A 16,096-nucleotide genomic window follows, 5' to 3' on the forward strand; every position below is an offset into this window, starting at 1 on the left:
TGCTAGTTTGAAACCGCTTTCGTATTGATATAAGCAATTATGATGCCGATCTATTGTTTCATTCGCAATTTCGTTGATTTCTAATTTAATCATTCCGTCTAACGGCTTTTTTCGCCTATTTATATATCGTATCAAAACGCAATCCACATCTATACTGGGAAAGTTTGTTTAAAAAAAGAGTCAGCAATGAAATGAAGCTAAAAATGAGTATGCATTTTTTCATAACTAACCCAAATATGCATAATGGTCAAGGGCAAGAAGCAAGAAACGTAGCTAAACTTACAAGAAATCATATTTGTTGTATGAATAATCTAGAAGTTGGAATGTTTATTGCTAGATTAATTTCAGAATAAATCAATAAGAAAAAAAGGGGTTGAGATTGTATGTTTATCAAGTATGAAGTGATCAGCCCTTTCCGTGGAATGGTTGAGAGTGTGCTTAGCCAAGAATCCTCCTATGTGTATGAGGGGGAGTCCTTATTTGTAATAAGAACAGCGGAGAGGTTAGTTCATATTTCAGCGGAATACAACGGAGTTGTAACAGGACTTCATGTACAACCAGGTGATGAAATCATGCCGGGAATGATACTGGCCCAAATGGGAGAGAGCATGCATACGATTTTAATGGGGAGTGATTAGTTGGGAAGAGATTCGATAGGATGTTGAGTGTCACACATGGGCCAAGTTCTTTATCGCATATACTTTAGTTGAGAATGATGCGAAAAGAGGGATAACGATGAGTTTGACCCCAATTGATTTCCATTCTGTCGTCCGAAGCTGTATACCTCAGGAAGCCGAAGTTGTCGTATTGAAGAGGGAGGGGAGTCCTGCGGCTATTATTTATGCGGATGTAGATGGCGATGGTCACCCTGAAATCACAGCCTTGTATAGATATTTAGACAATCAGTACCTGTTTTCCCTGAAAAACTATTCCGGTAATTGGTTTCCAATCGCCTCTGCTGCAACGGGGAGAAGGCAAGAACTCACGGATTTCGCAGCTGCCCCAGTGTCACGAAGAGAAGGCTGGGACCTGATTATTGGCTGGCAAAATGAGCGCGAATCTTCCTCCGAACTCGATATCGTCCAATGGACACCAACTGGTTTCCAGCGTCTGATTCCTCCGGGAACTTTCTACAACCATCTGGAAATTGAAGATATGCCTGGCCGCGACGGAAGAGACGGCCTTTGCGAAATAGCGCTATGGGTGCATGAGCAGGATCAGGCTTACAATGTGGAAACCTATCGATGGGATCCTTACAGACTTGTCCCCATACAAGATGTGTATTCGTATTATTTTCAGAAGGTCACTCGCTACTATGAGGATTTAGCACGTGAGCATCCGGATGAGCAAGTCTACAGAAGTTATCTGGAGGAAGCACAAAGGAAAGCAGGAGAAAGCATTTCATCGTAGAAACATGATAAACCAGGTGGTTAACTCCCGCCTGGTTATTTTGTGTCGTAATTTCTTAGCCTGATTGTCCTAAAGTTAGACTAAAAATATCGTTATTCCTATGCTACATTTATGACAGATGTCTTAATATCATATAGCGATGAGGTAATCTCAATGAACAAAACATTGAAGATCGGCATTATTGGAGGCGGCGGTATTGCTGGCTCTCATGTAAGAGCATATCGTGAGCTAGCTGACGTAGAGATTGTAGCGGTAGCTGATGCGGTACCAGGCAAAGCGGCACAATTCATTGATTTTTGGCAAATTCCTTCGGCACAAGCCTTTGATGATTATCGGCAGCTGCTGGAATTAGACCTTGATGGGGTAAGCATTTGCACACCCAATGTGGCTCACCATCGGACAACAGTAGATTCGTTACTGGCAGGGAAAAACGTTATGCTGGAAAAGCCGATGTCCGTCACGCTGGAAGAAGCCGTCGAGATGGCGCAAACGGCTAAGAAAACGGGCTTCATGCTCAATGTTGGTTTCCAGCCGAGATATGATCCTAATATGAAGATTATTCAAGACGTGGTTCAGTCCGGTCAACTTGGTAAGGTTTATTATGTAGAAACAGGCGGAGGACGCCGCAGAGGCATGCCTGGCGGTACATTTATTAGCAAGGAAATCGCTGGAGCCGGAGCAATGGCTGATATCGGTTGTTACTCACTTGATATGGCTCTGAATGCGATGGGTTATCCGAAACCGCTTACCGTATCCGCTTACAGCAGTAACTATTTTGGAACAAATCCGTTATATCATAACGAAGCTAGTCGATTCGATGTGGAAGATTTCGGTGTTGCGATGATCCGTTTTGAAGACGATCTCGTGTTGAATTTCAAAATTTCATGGGCGATGCATATGGATACATTAGGACCAACCTTATTCCTTGGCACCGATGGTGGACTCAAAGTAACACCAGCTGGAAAAGGGCCATGGAGCGGAGTGTTCGACGGAAATGTGGGTTCCATTGCCTATTTCCACGACGTTCGTGGACATCACACAGAAAGCCAAATTCCGCTGATTGATCATAAGCTAAATTTGTTTAACGAGAAAGTCCGCGATTTCGTAGAGGCTGTCCGAGATGGCAAACCAGCCCCGATACCTGGTGAACAGATCGTTCGCAATCAAGCAATTATTGATGGCATCATTCGGTCATCGCTCATTAAACGCGAAGTCGCAATCGAACTTCCTAATTAACTCAAACTAATCATTATTCTGGAGGTATTCACATGTCACGTATTTTCCGTATTGGTATTATTGGTTGTGGAGGCATTGCAAACGGCAAGCATTTGCCAAGTTTGAAAAAGCTTTCGAATGTTGAACTGGTCGCATTCTGTGACATCGTGCAAGAGAAGGCTGAAACTGCCGCTGAGAAATATGGCTCCAAAGCAGCTAAAGTATATGAGGATTACAAAGAGCTTTTGCAGGATGCTACTATTGATATCATTCATGTGTTAACACCGAATGATTCACACGCCGAAATTGCTATTGCTGCGCTAGAAGCTGGCAAGCACGTGATGTGTGAGAAGCCAATGGCCAAGACAGCAGCAGATGCTAAGCGCATGGTTGAAACAGCGAAGCGTACAGGCAAGAAGCTAACGATCGGATACAACAACCGTTTCCGGCCTGATAGTCAGCATTTGAAGCGTGTATGTGAGGAAGGGGAGCTTGGCGAGATTTATTTCGCGAAAGCGCATGCCATTCGTCGTCGCGCAGTTCCAACATGGGGCGTATTCCTGGATGAAGAGAAGCAAGGCGGAGGACCGCTTATTGATATCGGTACACATGCTTTGGATCTAACGCTTTGGATGATGAATAACTACAAGCCGAAAGTTGTGCTGGGAACGTCTTACCACGAGTTATCCCAGAAAGAAAATGCCGCCAATGCTTGGGGGCCTTGGGATCCGAGTAAATTCACGGTAGAGGATTCTGCTTTCGGTATGATCGTCATGGAAAACGGAGCTACGATTATGCTGGAATCCAGCTGGGCACTGAATACGCTTGAGGTCGATGAAGCCAAATGCTCATTAAGCGGTACTGAAGGCGGAGCTGACATGAAAGGCGGGCTTCGCATCAACGGTGAGAAACATAGCCGCTTATTTACAACAGAGGTGGATCTGAAAGCAGGCGGTGTAGCTTTCTATGACGGCGCTAAGGAAAGCGATGCGGATCTGGAAATGCGTACATGGATTAAAGCCATTGAAAATGATGTTGATCCAGTAGTGACGCCTGAGCAAGCTTATGTCGTTTCACAAATTCTTGAAGCGATTTATGAGTCTGCACGCACAGGGAAAGCTGTTTATTTGAATCAATAATACGTCAAGATTTATCAGGAGGAGCCAAGGCTCCTCTTTTTTTTTAATTCATTGAAATTTGAAAAAAGAAGTGGAATAGGAGTATGCTAGAATTATTGAAATACTAACTAAGGATTGAAGGAAAGGAAGCGTGAAGCGATGCATTTGGGATTACAGGGTAAGGTAGCCTTGATTACTGGGGGAAGCAAAGGAATTGGATTGGCAACAGCGATTTCCTTATCGCGAGAGGGAGCCAAAGTAGCGATACTCGCGCGGAATGAGGAGCAGCTTCAAGAAGCTGCTGTCCATATTGCCAATTTGACAGAGGGTGAGGTGCTTGCGATTCAAGCGGATGTGACCTCGGAAGCCGACTGTCAACGCGCCGTGGAACAAGCCTTTCAGCGATTTGGAAGTTTACATATTCTTGTGAACAATGCAGGTACGTCTGCAGCCCAGCCATTTGAACAGGTAGGCACGGAGTTATGGCGGCAAGATCTTGAGTTGAAATTATTTGGAGCCATTCATTGCTCCCGTTATGCAATCCCTTACATGCGTCAAGCAGGAGGGGGCTCTATCGTCAATATAACGACTTCAGCAGCCAAAACACCGCCTGCTTCTTCGCTGCCTACTTCAGTCAGCCGTGCCGCAGGTCTTGCATTAACGAATGCGATGAGCAAAGACCTGGCATCCGCCCAGATTCGTGTGAATACTGTCTGTATTGGGAAAATTCGCAGCAGTCAGATTGAGAGAGGCTGGAAGCGGGAGGCGCCAGAACAGACTTGGGAGGAGTATGCATCGGATCCAAAGCATGACATTCCGCTCGGCCGGATTGGGAATGCGGAAGAAGCGGCTAATGTAATCACCTTCTTATCCTCGGATGCAGCGTCCTATGTTACAGGCACATCCGTCAATATTGATGGCGGTAAGGGTGCAGCGCTTTAAGTTGAAAAGCTATACGAAGGTAAACCGTCCAAGCATGGGCGGTTTTTTGTTTGCTTTTTTCAGGTTAGAGCTACAAATTCCTTACAAACAGTAAAAAGGCTGCATCTCTAGAAGGAATTCTTCAGAGGAGCAGCCTTTTTCCACTCAACCCGGATAAACGCTAGCGTCCTGCTGGACGTCATAGGTGTTCATTCGGATGTATTTTTTTCGTAGGGATACGAGTCATGTTACGCTCTTCGCTTCTTTCGTAGATACCAGACCAACATGGAGATAGCGTCCCGGATCGAAGCGGTTTGGTGAAAATGGAGTGTCGTTGTCATAGGCAAGAAACCTCCCTAACCCTGAAAGAATGTCATGCATAAACAGTATTACGTAAGAAAAGCGTAAGAGGTTTTATTTTTTTTTTTTTTTATTATTTATGTAAATGATCACTGAAAAAAGATCCACAGAGAGTGCTGTGGATCTGAATTTATTGTTACAGAATACGCCGTATTACCATACAAAAGTCATTGTAATAATAACCAATAAAACAAATAGAACCAATATTGCTGCTGAACTAGACCCGCCGTAGCCCGCTGTTGCTACTTCTGCTGGATATCCCATATTCAGTCACCCCTTTCATCGTAATTGAAGGCTCCTTCGTTCCCTTCTGTATTAATAGACTATTGTATTACAATGGCATTTGAAATGTATGGACGAATGTCAGGTAAAGAAGTCTTTTTTTTTGATTGGAACAAATGATCACTGTTTTTTGAACAAACACCACTATTTTCTGCATTAATCTTTCCTTCCGAAAGTTGGATAATAAACATGTAAGCGTTACCCAAATTTGATCGACTCATGTAGGGGAGGAATAGAGATGAAAAAAGTTTTCACCTTAGCTCTGTCGCTTTCTATGATGTTCACGGCAGCAGCTTGCTCCACAGGCACTAAAACGTCAACACCAGCAGCTAGCAGCGAACCGTCCAAAACAGCAACGACAGCACCGAGCACCGCACCAAGTAAAGATCCTGTTAAGCTTCGTGTTGCTTGGTGGGGAGGGCAAGCGCGTCATGATTACACATTGAAAGTTATCGAGCTTTATGAGAAACAGCACCCAAATGTAAAAATTGAAGCGGAATACGCACCATTTGACGACTATTGGAAAAAGCTTGCTCCTCAGGCTTCGGCAAACCAATTACCTGACGTTATCCAGATGGATATCTCTTACCTTTCACAGTATGGTGGGAAAAATCAGTTAGCTGATCTCACACCCTATACGAAAAATGGCCTTCTCGATGTCTCTTCAATCAGCCCTAATGCGTTATCCGGCGGTGAGGTCGGAGGTAAACTTGTGGCGATGAACTTAGGGGTAAACGCGTTAAATTCGACATTAGATGTGAATACGTTCAAAAGCTTAGGAATCACAGTCCCAGGAAAAGATTGGACTTGGGAAGATTACGACGCGATTGCAGCCAAAGCCAAAGCAGCCGGCAAACAAATAGGCGGTTTCGGTGTCCGTCATGAAGTATTTTTCCCGTATTATCTCAGAACGATCGATCAAAAAATGTACAATGCAGATGGAACGGCACTTGGTTTTTCTGATGATAAGCCATTAATTGACTACTTCAAGCGTTATCAAAAATGGTACGATGCCGGCTATATCCTTTCACTCGACAAAGAGTCACAGAAGAAAGGCGTAGCGGAAGAAGATGAAATCTTACTAGGTAATGCAATTACAGGTAATGGCTGGTCTAACCAATTTTTGGCGGTAGCCAATTTGATCAAAGATCGCCCGCTTGAACTATTCCCGCTTCCTGGCCGTAACGGTAATAAAGGTTTGTTCTTGAAGCCTAGTATGTATTTCTCAGTAACGAATAACTCTAAGCAAAAAGAAGAAGCCGCGAAATTCATCAGCTTTTTCGTGAATGATATCGAAGCGAACAAATTGATTAAAGGTGACCGCGGTGTTCCAGTATCCTCCAAAGTGAAGGAAGCGTTGAAGCCGCTCTTATCACCGAATGAAGTCAAAATCTTTGACTATGTGGCGTGGGCTGAACAGAACAGCAGTCAAATGGATCCACCAAATCCAGTAGGTTCCATCGAAATTGAGAAGCTGTTAAAAGCAACGAGCGAGCAGATCCTGTATAAGAAAACAACGGTTGAAGAAGCGGCAGCTAAATTCCGCAAGGATGCGAATGCCATTTTGGAGAAAAACAAAAAGTAAGGCGGTAATAGAAAGATCGAACTACCTTCGAAAGAGGGTGTTCGGTCTTTTTTTTTGGAAAAGTGCTGCAATTTCTCTTGACATGTTAAACGTTTCAATTTAAGCTAATAAAGGATGTTAAACGTTTAACATAAAACGGAGTTGAAACAAGTATGAACAAGCCCAAACAAGTCACAATTGTAGAAGTGGCAGCAGCAGCAGGAGTATCCATTGCCACAGTCTCCAATGTGCTGAATCGAGGTGGTATTCGTTCGTCCAAAGAGACGATTCGCAAGGTCGAATTGGCTGCTGAGCAATTAGGTTATCGGCGGAATACGATGGCAGCGGGGTTAAGCCGCAGTAAAACGTATGAGATCGGTCTCATCTTACCAGGGTTAACGAATTACTATGGACAGCTCGCCGAACATTTGCAGATTGAAGCACATAATGCGGGGTATCACTTATCTGTATTCTCATCAGGGGGATTCGATCCGGATATTGAGCGGAGAAATCTGGAAGTTTTGCTGCAGCGTAGAGTAGACGGATTGATATGTCATGGTTTAGCAATGGGCTTCGAATCTACAAGGTCAATCGTAAACAGCGGTACGCCGTTAGTTCTTATCAATGGTTGGAACTGGCCGGAGGATATTGCGTTAGGTGCAGTGAATTTAGGCTTTGCCGAAGCTTGCAAACAATCCACAAAATTGTTGGTGGAACGTGGCTGTAGAGCGCTTTGCTACGTAGGCAGTAAAGGTTCGAAAGTCATCGACGAACAGCGCCGCATGGGTTTCAATGCTGGGATCCAGCAATATGCAAGCGATGTCATTCATGAGATCGTTGACACTACCAAGGATTTGGATATTGAAGCTTTTCTTACAAGCTTGCTGCAGCGCCATGTGGCACCCGTAGGCATCGTTGCTTTTGATGACCATGTAGCCTTACGAATCTTATCGGCAGCCAATAAGCTGCGAATTGAGATTCCAAACCAGCTACAGATTATTGGAATTAATAACGATTATATAGCTAAAAACAGTTATCCGGGTATATCTAGCTGGGACATTCCTTATAGCTATCAAGCTCAAACGGCCATTAACAAGCTGCTACATAAATTTGGAAATAAGGCTGAGTCTGATGAGGAACGAGAGATTGAGGTCCCGCTTACATTCATAGAACGAGAATCAACCAAATTATTGAAAACGGAGTGAATCGATCATGTGGAAACAAGCCATTGAAGATGCTTTGCAAAAAACGAGATTGAATATTGAACGTTTTGGGGATTTATTTCCTCACGTAAGCGAGAATGATGTGTATCATTTGAATCCGAATACAGATTGGACAGACGGCTTTTGGTCGGGTATTTTGTGGTTAGGCTACGAATATAGCGGTGACAAGGCGTTCCAGCAAGCCGCTCAGAAGACAGTTGCAAACTTTAAGCAAAGACTTGAAAGCAATGTAGCACTAGACCACCATGATATTGGGTTCTTATATTCTTTATCTTCTAAAGCGCAATGGATCATTGAGAAAGATGAATCTGCGAAACAACTTACGCTGCAAGCAGCTGATGTGCTGATGAAGCGCTGGAGACCGAAAGGTCAATACATTCAAGCTTGGGGTCCTGAAGGAGATAAAGAAAATGGGGGTCGTATCATCATTGATTGTTTGATGAATTTACCCTTGCTGTACTGGGCTTACGAGCAAACAGGCGATGCCAAATACAAGGATGTTGCCATGATTCATGCGGATTTGAGCCGCCGCTATTTGGTTCGTGGCGATGATTCTTCCTATCATACGTTCTACTTTGATCAAGAGAATGGTGAACCCCTTCATGGCGGGACTGCACAGGGTTATAGCGACGGTTCGACGTGGACTCGGGGCCAAGCTTGGGGAATTTATGGGTTTGCGCTTTCTTACCACTACACCAAGAACCCGCTTTATCTAGAAACAGCCAAACGCTTGGCACGTTATTTCTTTGACCGCTTGCCTCAGGATGATGTTGTTTACTGGGATTTCAATGCGCCTGTGAACGCAGAAACGAAGCGGGACAGCTCAGCTTCAGCCATTGCTTCTGCGGGAGCTTTGGAAATATTAGAGCATTTACCGGCAGATGACGCAGATCGCGGTTATTTGGAAAATGCGATACAACGCTCCATGGCTGGCCTGGTGAAAACTTACGCAAGCAAGCCGGATGCACAAGGCTTCATCGAGCGCGGTTCTTATAGTGTTCGCGGGGGAGCGGCACCGGATGATTTCGTGATTTGGGGCGATTACTACTATTTAGAAGCCTTGGTTAGATTGGAAAAAGGAATCAGAGGCTACTGGTATGAATAATCGCGCTGCAGCCGGCAATGACCGTGCTTATTGGTTAGCTACGATGCTTAGTATCGCTGACCCTGTGATTAAGGCATTGGCATCCCGAAAGCTGCGCGCAACAATGCCAGTAGAGAATAAGAAAGAAGAGCAGCTCCAGTACTCGCATCTTGAAGCATTTGCGCGGACATTGGTAGGCATGGCACCGTGGTTAGAAAATCCAGCTCAGGACGCTGAGGAAGAGAAGCTTCGCGTTCACTATGGCGAGCAGGTCCGAGCTGGTCTTGACGCGGCGACAGATCCGGAGTCTCCTGATTTTTTAAACTTTTCCCATGGCCAACAGCCGATTGTAGATACGGCATTTCTGGCTAATGCGATTCTAAGAGCCCCTAACGCACTGTGGCATCGTTTGGACAGCCGCGTTCAGGGCAATCTGGTGAAAGCTATGAAGGCAACAAGAACGCGCAAACCGGCTTTCAACAACTGGCTCTTATTTGCAGCTATGACTGAAACGGCTCTAGGTGTAATGGGCGAGGATTGGGATAAAATGCGCGTTGACTTTGCCCTCAAACAGCATGAGCAGTGGTACCTTGGTGATGGGATGTACGGTGATGGGGTCCACTATCATGCCGATTATTACAACAGCTTCGTGATTCAACCCATGTTAGTTGATATCATTGAGCATGTACATGGGCATGATGTTGATTGGGCGGGTATGCGCGAGAATATTTTGATTAGAGCACAGCGCTATGCTGCCTTGCAAGAACGATCGATTTCACCGGAGGGAACGTTTCCTGTCACGGGTCGGTCGCTTGCCTACCGCTTTGGCGCATTTCAATCTCTAGCGCACATTGCACTGCGGCGTGAATTGCCGGAAGGTGTTGCGCCAGCTCAAGTAAGATCCGCGCTAAGCGCGGTCATCCGCAAGCTGATTGAAGCCCCAGGCACTTTCGATGAGGCTGGCTGGCTGAAGATTGGACTTTGCGGACATCAGCCTGAGCTTGGCGAAACATATATCTCTACGGGCAGTCTATACTTATGTAATGCTGTTTTCCTCCCGCTAGGATTGCCAGCAGATGACGAATTTTGGCAGGGAGCAGAAACCCCGTGGACGTCTCAAAAGGTATGGTCAGGGCAAACCGTTGCCATTGATAAAGCATTATAATAAATTGCTTAATAAAAAGCGTACTGTTTCTTAATGAAACAGGCGCTTTTTTCGTGTAAACTTAGAAGGGAAACTAGCTTGATCGGATGACATTTAGCAGTTGGTTTATAATTATCCACAAGCAGTCTAATACGACGGTTGTGGATAACTTTTAGATATGAGTGGAAAGAAAGTGGAGTGACTCTTTTGAATCAAGATTATCAATTAACGTTACAGGAAGTGCTGGGACGACCCACTTTCGAGAAAGCTTATATTGCAGCAGGTAAACAGGGATTACAGCGTCTAGTCCGCTGGGTTCATATCATTGAAGTGATACAGTTTGAACAATTGCTGCAGGGTGGTGAAATGATCCTAACGACAGGGGCTGCCTTCAAGAGCGATACGGAATTGTTCATGACATATCTGGAGCAGTTGATTAATAAAAACGTGTCATGCCTCTGCATTGAAATGGGACACTACTTGAGTTCAGTTCCACAAGAATGGATACATGCGGCGGAATCCTATCATTTCCCGCTTATTATTTTTCCGCAAGCTGTGCGGTTTATTGACATTACGCAGGATATTCATGCGCATATTATCAATCAACACCATAAAGCACTTCAGGATTTGGAGAAAATATCGCGTGAATTCCATCGAATGACCCTATCTTCACAAGGCGTCTCCCATGTACTCGGGCTGCTGCAAAGCAGTACCAAAGCCCAAGTTATTTATGTACCACTGAATGGACAGCCGAAGTTTATCCCGCATTTGGGAAGCCGGGAGTCTGGACAGTGGCTGGATTTTCTAGAAAGTCGACTCGTCGAAAGCCCAAACAACGGAAATATAGCGGCCCCTTCCGTGATAGAAGATGAGGGTCAAACGGTTATCGTACAACCCGTTGGGGCTATGGGCAAAACATGGGCGCATATCATCCTGGTGTTCAGCCGAAAGCCGCAAGAATATGAGTACTTAATTCTGGACTCCGCTTCATTGTCTATCGCACAGGATTTGCTTCGCAAACGCTATATCGAGGAGCGTAAATTGTATTCACAGACACTTTGGGTAGATGATCTGCTGCATCTGCGAATACGTGACGAAGAGCAAATAAAAGTATTGATTGGATCTGAATTTAAGCGGCTTAACGAGCTTCCTTATCACGTCATCTTGATCGAATTTGATCATGAACAAGCGGAGGGGGATAGCACGGGAGAGGAGGGTGTGGAGTCTTCGGGTATTCATCTTTCACTTGCCGTAAGATCTGTTTTTGAGCAGCATTCCTTTCATCCATTGATTACGTTGAAAAATAATAGACTCGTTGTTGTAGCCTTTGATAAAGCAACGAAAAAACGATCGTCTAAAGAACGCCTTCAGCACGTTTTCCAATCCATTCAATACCTGAAGGCCGAGGATGAGATCAAGTTAACCATTGGCGTTGGACAAAGTTATCGAAGGTTTATGCAAGCTCACCTAAGCTACCAGGAGGCGCTTCAAGCGATTTCGCTCTCTCCAACACTGCAAGGGAAGGTACAGTTTTATGATGAGCTTGGTGTATTTCAATTGTTATTTCATATCCCAGATAAACATATTTTACAATCCTTCGTACGTACGTATCTGGGACCGATTATCGATCATGATCAATTGAAAGGCAGCGAACTGCTGCGAACACTTAAGGTTTACCTCGACACGGATGGTTCTAAGCAAATCGCTGCTCAGCAGCTTTTTATCGTCCGACAATCGCTCTATTACCGCTTGGAAAAAATAGAGGAGCTCCTTGGAGCCGACTACATGCTGCCGGAAAAACGCTTGGCGCTTCAGGTGGGGATAAGGGCTTACCAGCTGTTGAATCCGGAAATAAAAATGTGAAAAGAATTTGTTAACTTTTTTTACAATTTGTCTAATGGAACGTCCATGGATCGGTCTTATACTTGGAGACAAGTAGAGATTGATCCATTTTTTATGGGATCGTCAAGAGAGGCTGATGCAAAATGATTATTGGGGTTCCTAAGGAAATAAAAAATAATGAGTTTCGCGTTGGTATGACGCCTAGCTCCGTACTATCTTACAAAAAAGCAGGGCATGACATTATAGTCGAAACCTTAGCAGGTCAAAGCATTGGATTCTCGGATGAAGATTACACAGAGGCAGGCGCAACCATCGTTGCCTCAGCAGCTGAAGTATGGTCGGCAGATATGGTCGTTAAAGTGAAAGAACCACTTCCTGAAGAGTACATTTATTTTCACGAGGGTTTGATTTTATACACGTATTTACACCTCGCACCTGAGGCTGAATTGACGCATGCCTTAGCTCACAATAAAGTGACAGCAATCGCCTATGAGACCATTCAATTAGACAATGGCAGCCTTCCGCTGTTGACGCCAATGAGTGAAGTGGCTGGACGCATGTCTGTTCAGATCGGTGCTCACTTTCTAGAGAAAGCGCATGGCGGCAAAGGGATTCTGCTAGGCGGTGTACCGGGAGTTGAGCCGGGTAAGGTAGCTGTCATCGGCGGGGGGATTGTTGGTGCGAATGCGGCGAAAATGGCCATCGGGCTTGGCGCCGATGTCAGCATCGTTGATTTGAACCCGGATCGCCTCCGTCAATTAGACGATCAGTTCCAAGGTCGCGTGAAGACGATTATGTCCAATCCCTACAATATCGCCGAGGTTGTTCGTCGCGCTGATTTGGTTATTGGGGCTGTCCTTATTCCAGGAGCTCGAGCACCGCGTCTCGTGACCGAAGACATGGTCAAAATGATGAGCCCTGGCAGCGTTATCGTTGACGTAGCGATTGACCAAGGCGGGTCCATTGAGACGATCGACCGCATTACCACGCATGATCAACCAACTTATGTGAAGCATGGGGTCATCCATTACGCGGTGGCTAACATGCCTGGAGCTGTCGCTCGTACGTCCACGCTGGCGTTAACTAATGTGACAACACCGTACGGCGTGCAAATAGCAAGCAAGGGCTATGCGCGTGCAGCTTTGGATAACAAAGCAATTGCAAAGGGCATCAACGTGGTTGCAGGTCATGTTACTTACCAAGCTGTTGCTGAGGCACATGGTTACACGTATACCGATATTTATTCGCTTTTGCAATAAATTTTACTAACAAGGAGGACTTTCGCTGCTTTGCGGAGGTCCTTTTTTAGTTATTGGTGAGAGGGACAAGAAGTTCGAGTCAAGTTTAGTTTGGGAACTACAATCCAACGAATGTGGTGGTTTCATTGTTTAGAGGAACTACGATAAACTACGATGCGCGATTCGTGGAAAAATGCGCTAAAAGTTGAATTCGCGGAACGTGAGTGCGGTATTTAATGGAATTTGAGGTGTCCAGAGGAAAACTGGAGAATAGCAGCTCCTCGTTCCGCGAAATCGGGAAATGGCAATTTCGAGCCAAATAAGGTCCCTACGTTCCGCGGGCGCAATGCTAGGAGCAAGTTCGGACATATAAGCTGCTAATCTAGGCTAGCGGGGAACAAGGAGCCGCTATTTAGACGATTATGCCGATACGGGGCTGATACGCGGAACGTAGGAACGTTATTTTGGTGTTTTACGGCTTTTACACTTCGAAAACGGGAGAATAGCGGCTCCTCGTTCCGCGAAATCGGGAAATGAGCACTTTCGAGCCAAATAAGGTCCCTACGTTCCGCGAGCGTAATGGTAAGAGCGTGTTTGGACATATAAGCTTCTAATCTATGCTGGCGGGGAACAAGGAGCCCACTATTTCGGCGATTATGCCGATACGGGGCTGATACGCGAAACGTAGGAGCGTTATTTTGGTGTTTTACGGCATGTACACCTCAATGAAATAGCGAATCGTTGTCACTTCTACGTTCCTCTGAGAGGATGACAATCCACTAAATTAGCTAAAGAACCTTCTTTTAGCGAGGATATGGATCAAAAACTTAGCCAATGGTTTTTTCACTAAATGTATGGATAGGTTCATTTTATGGGTAAATAAGGGAATAATAGACGATTAATGTCGTTATTAAGGAGAATTAGTATGAATAGAATCAAATGGATCAATATAGCTGCCATTGTTGTAGGTTCAGCCATTATTGGTTTTGGTATCAATTATTTCAATCTTGCAAATGGGCTGGCAGAAGGGGGGATAACCGGTCTTGCTCTTTTGCTCAAATATGTGCTCGGTTGGAATCCGGCATGGACGAATCTGCTCATTAATATTCCGCTTATTCTTATCGGCTGGAAGATGCTGGGACGCATTAGTTTCATTTACACAGTTGTAGGCATGTTATCGGTTTCGCTGTTTTTGTGGTTGTTCGAGAGCTTTTCGTTGCCAATGCCTGACCCTCTGTTAGCATCGTTATACGCGGGAGGGATTGTTGGACTAGGTTTTGGCATTGTGTTCCGTTTCGAAGGGATGACAGAGGGGACAGATATCATTGCACGTCTGATGCAAAAGCATTATGGGATAGGGATCGCGAAGACTATACTAGCAATAGATTTCGTCATTCTGCTGTTATCTTTGATTTATTTGGATCTCACGCGTGCGATGTATACGTTAGTTGCGATTATCGTAGGAGCTAGAGTCATTGATTTTGTGCTGGAGGGTGCCTCCGGCGCGCGAGCGGCTTTTATTATAACACTCAAACCGGATCTGATAGCCAATACGATTATGACGGAATTAAATAGAGGGATTACTTTTCTTGAAGGAAGAGGCGGCTATACAGGCAAACACAGAGAAGTGATCTATTGTATCGTAAGCCGCAAAGAAATCATCAAGCTGAAAACACTGGTACATCGCGTGGATCCATCCGCTTTTGTTACTTTCAGTGATGTGAGGGAAGTGGTTGGGAATGGATTCGCTACGCATGACCAATAAACTTTCGACGGAAGTTCATGGGAGAAATGCCTTCCTTGTTGGAGAAACAGTATGAGAAGTACGAGCCATGCTGAAAGCCAACCTCTTCAGCGATTCGCGTCATCGACCATCTGGTTTGGATGAGAAGCTTTTTTGCTTGTTCAATTCGGTATTGAAACAAGTAATCCATTGGCGTAACCCCATACACTTTAAGCATACATTTGGCCAAATAGTTAGGGTGGTAATTAAGTTCCTGCTGTAGTAGTGAATTCGTCACTCTTTGCGTATAGTTTTGCCGGATGAATAGCTCCACTTTTTCCGCGAGATGGAATGCCGTCACATCGGAGGTTGCCGCGAGGTCGCGATCGACTAATTGCATGAATTGTTGGAACACGCTTTGCCGTTTCCAATTGCGCAGTGACCTCGGCTCCTCATCCAATTGGAAAAATTGCTCCAAAATATCTAGTGCCTTTTGGGACAACTTCATAAATTTAGGGATAAATACAGAACACACTTCGCTGTGATTCAAATATGCCATTTGCTTATGATTAGCAATTAGCGAGGCTTGGTTATCCAAGCAATCGCTCATACTGCTGCACTCATCCCACGCGCCAAATGTTTGAAAATGAATCCAAATAATCTCCGTCTCACTCGCACATGGAATGGTCGCATAATGACTCGCATCCGGTCTTAATATGAGGGCTTCGCCTTTCTGAATCGCCCACTCCGATGTTCCTTCACCTACGTGCAAGGTCCCTTTTGTCACGACCATCAGGTCAAAAGCACCGATCTGACTTCTGCTAACATGCTGTTCTCCTTCCCGATATTGAAAACGCCCACAATCAATAAAATAAGGGATGGGAGGGGAGATAAAGTGTAAAATCGGTGAGTTCATCATCGTTTTTTACTCCAATCAAAAGGTTGATATTTTTAAAAATGTGGTTGGAAAAT

The 16,096-nt window shown here is 44.9% G+C and carries 14 protein-coding genes; 12 read left to right on the plus strand and 2 right to left on the minus strand.

Features of this window, described 5'->3' with window-relative positions:
• Nucleotides 1–383: 383 nt before the first annotated feature.
• From AC58U0_RS16965 to AC58U0_RS16985, 5 genes are all read left to right on the plus strand, one after another.
• Nucleotides 384–638: a biotin/lipoyl-containing protein gene (locus AC58U0_RS16965; RefSeq protein WP_497380163.1), complete on the plus strand. Its 255-nt coding sequence runs from the start codon at nucleotides 384–386 to the stop codon at nucleotides 636–638.
• Between the two features lie 97 nt (nucleotides 639–735).
• Entirely contained in the window at nucleotides 736–1,410 is a 675-nt protein-coding gene (locus tag AC58U0_RS16970; RefSeq protein WP_497380164.1) for a hypothetical protein, read from the plus strand.
• Nucleotides 1,411–1,563: 153 nt separating this feature from the next.
• Nucleotides 1,564–2,646 carry a Gfo/Idh/MocA family protein gene (locus AC58U0_RS16975; protein ID WP_497380165.1) on the plus strand — a complete coding sequence of 361 codons (1,083 nt, stop codon included), beginning with the start codon at nucleotides 1,564–1,566 and terminating at the stop codon, nucleotides 2,644–2,646.
• A gap of 32 nt (nucleotides 2,647–2,678) precedes the next feature.
• Nucleotides 2,679–3,764 carry a Gfo/Idh/MocA family protein gene (locus AC58U0_RS16980; protein WP_497380167.1) on the plus strand — a complete coding sequence of 362 codons (1,086 nt, stop codon included), beginning with the start codon at nucleotides 2,679–2,681 and terminating at the stop codon, nucleotides 3,762–3,764.
• 138 nt (nucleotides 3,765–3,902) lie between these two features.
• Nucleotides 3,903–4,685, plus strand: coding sequence for an SDR family NAD(P)-dependent oxidoreductase (locus AC58U0_RS16985; protein WP_497380168.1), 783 nt, complete (start codon nucleotides 3,903–3,905; stop codon nucleotides 4,683–4,685).
• Nucleotides 4,686–5,177: 492 nt separating this feature from the next.
• Here the strand turns inward: AC58U0_RS16985 and AC58U0_RS16990 are convergent, their stop codons facing one another.
• Nucleotides 5,178–5,288, minus strand: a complete 111-nt coding sequence (locus AC58U0_RS16990; RefSeq protein WP_497380169.1) for a YjcZ family sporulation protein — start codon at nucleotides 5,286–5,288, stop codon at nucleotides 5,178–5,180.
• A gap of 256 nt (nucleotides 5,289–5,544) precedes the next feature.
• Between AC58U0_RS16990 and AC58U0_RS16995 the strand changes: the two genes are divergently transcribed.
• The 7 genes from AC58U0_RS16995 (at nucleotide 5,545) to AC58U0_RS17025 (ending at nucleotide 15,166) form a co-directional block, all read left to right on the plus strand.
• Nucleotides 5,545–6,891, plus strand: coding sequence for an ABC transporter substrate-binding protein (locus AC58U0_RS16995; RefSeq protein WP_497380170.1), 1,347 nt, complete (start codon nucleotides 5,545–5,547; stop codon nucleotides 6,889–6,891).
• A 152-nt stretch (nucleotides 6,892–7,043) separates the two neighbouring features.
• Complete coding sequence (locus tag AC58U0_RS17000; protein WP_497380171.1) at nucleotides 7,044–8,075, plus strand: LacI family DNA-binding transcriptional regulator; 1,032 nt, start codon at nucleotides 7,044–7,046, stop codon at nucleotides 8,073–8,075.
• 7 nt (nucleotides 8,076–8,082) lie between these two features.
• Complete coding sequence (locus AC58U0_RS17005; protein WP_497380172.1) at nucleotides 8,083–9,198, plus strand: glycoside hydrolase family 88 protein; 1,116 nt, start codon at nucleotides 8,083–8,085, stop codon at nucleotides 9,196–9,198.
• On the plus strand, nucleotides 9,191–10,342 hold the full coding sequence (locus AC58U0_RS17010) for a DUF2264 domain-containing protein (protein WP_497380173.1): 1,152 nt from the start codon (nucleotides 9,191–9,193) through the stop codon (nucleotides 10,340–10,342). The genes AC58U0_RS17005 and AC58U0_RS17010 overlap by 8 nt, the downstream gene beginning before the upstream one ends.
• A 186-nt stretch (nucleotides 10,343–10,528) precedes the next feature.
• Nucleotides 10,529–12,184 carry a PucR family transcriptional regulator gene (locus tag AC58U0_RS17015; protein WP_497380174.1) on the plus strand — a complete coding sequence of 552 codons (1,656 nt, stop codon included), beginning with the start codon at nucleotides 10,529–10,531 and terminating at the stop codon, nucleotides 12,182–12,184.
• A 122-nt stretch (nucleotides 12,185–12,306) separates the two neighbouring features.
• Complete coding sequence (gene ald, locus AC58U0_RS17020) at nucleotides 12,307–13,422, plus strand: alanine dehydrogenase (protein ID WP_497380175.1); 1,116 nt, start codon at nucleotides 12,307–12,309, stop codon at nucleotides 13,420–13,422.
• 904 nt (nucleotides 13,423–14,326) lie between these two features.
• Nucleotides 14,327–15,166 (plus strand): YitT family protein, encoded by an 840-nt coding sequence (locus AC58U0_RS17025; protein ID WP_497380176.1) that lies wholly within the window; start codon nucleotides 14,327–14,329, stop codon nucleotides 15,164–15,166.
• Here the strand turns inward: AC58U0_RS17025 and AC58U0_RS17030 are convergent.
• Entirely contained in the window at nucleotides 15,150–16,043 is an 894-nt protein-coding gene (locus tag AC58U0_RS17030; protein ID WP_497380177.1) for an AraC family transcriptional regulator, read from the minus strand. The genes AC58U0_RS17025 and AC58U0_RS17030 overlap by 17 nt on opposite strands.
• Between the last annotated feature and the right edge of the window lie 53 nt (nucleotides 16,044–16,096).

Source organism: Paenibacillus sp. J31P190 (assembly GCF_059692075.1).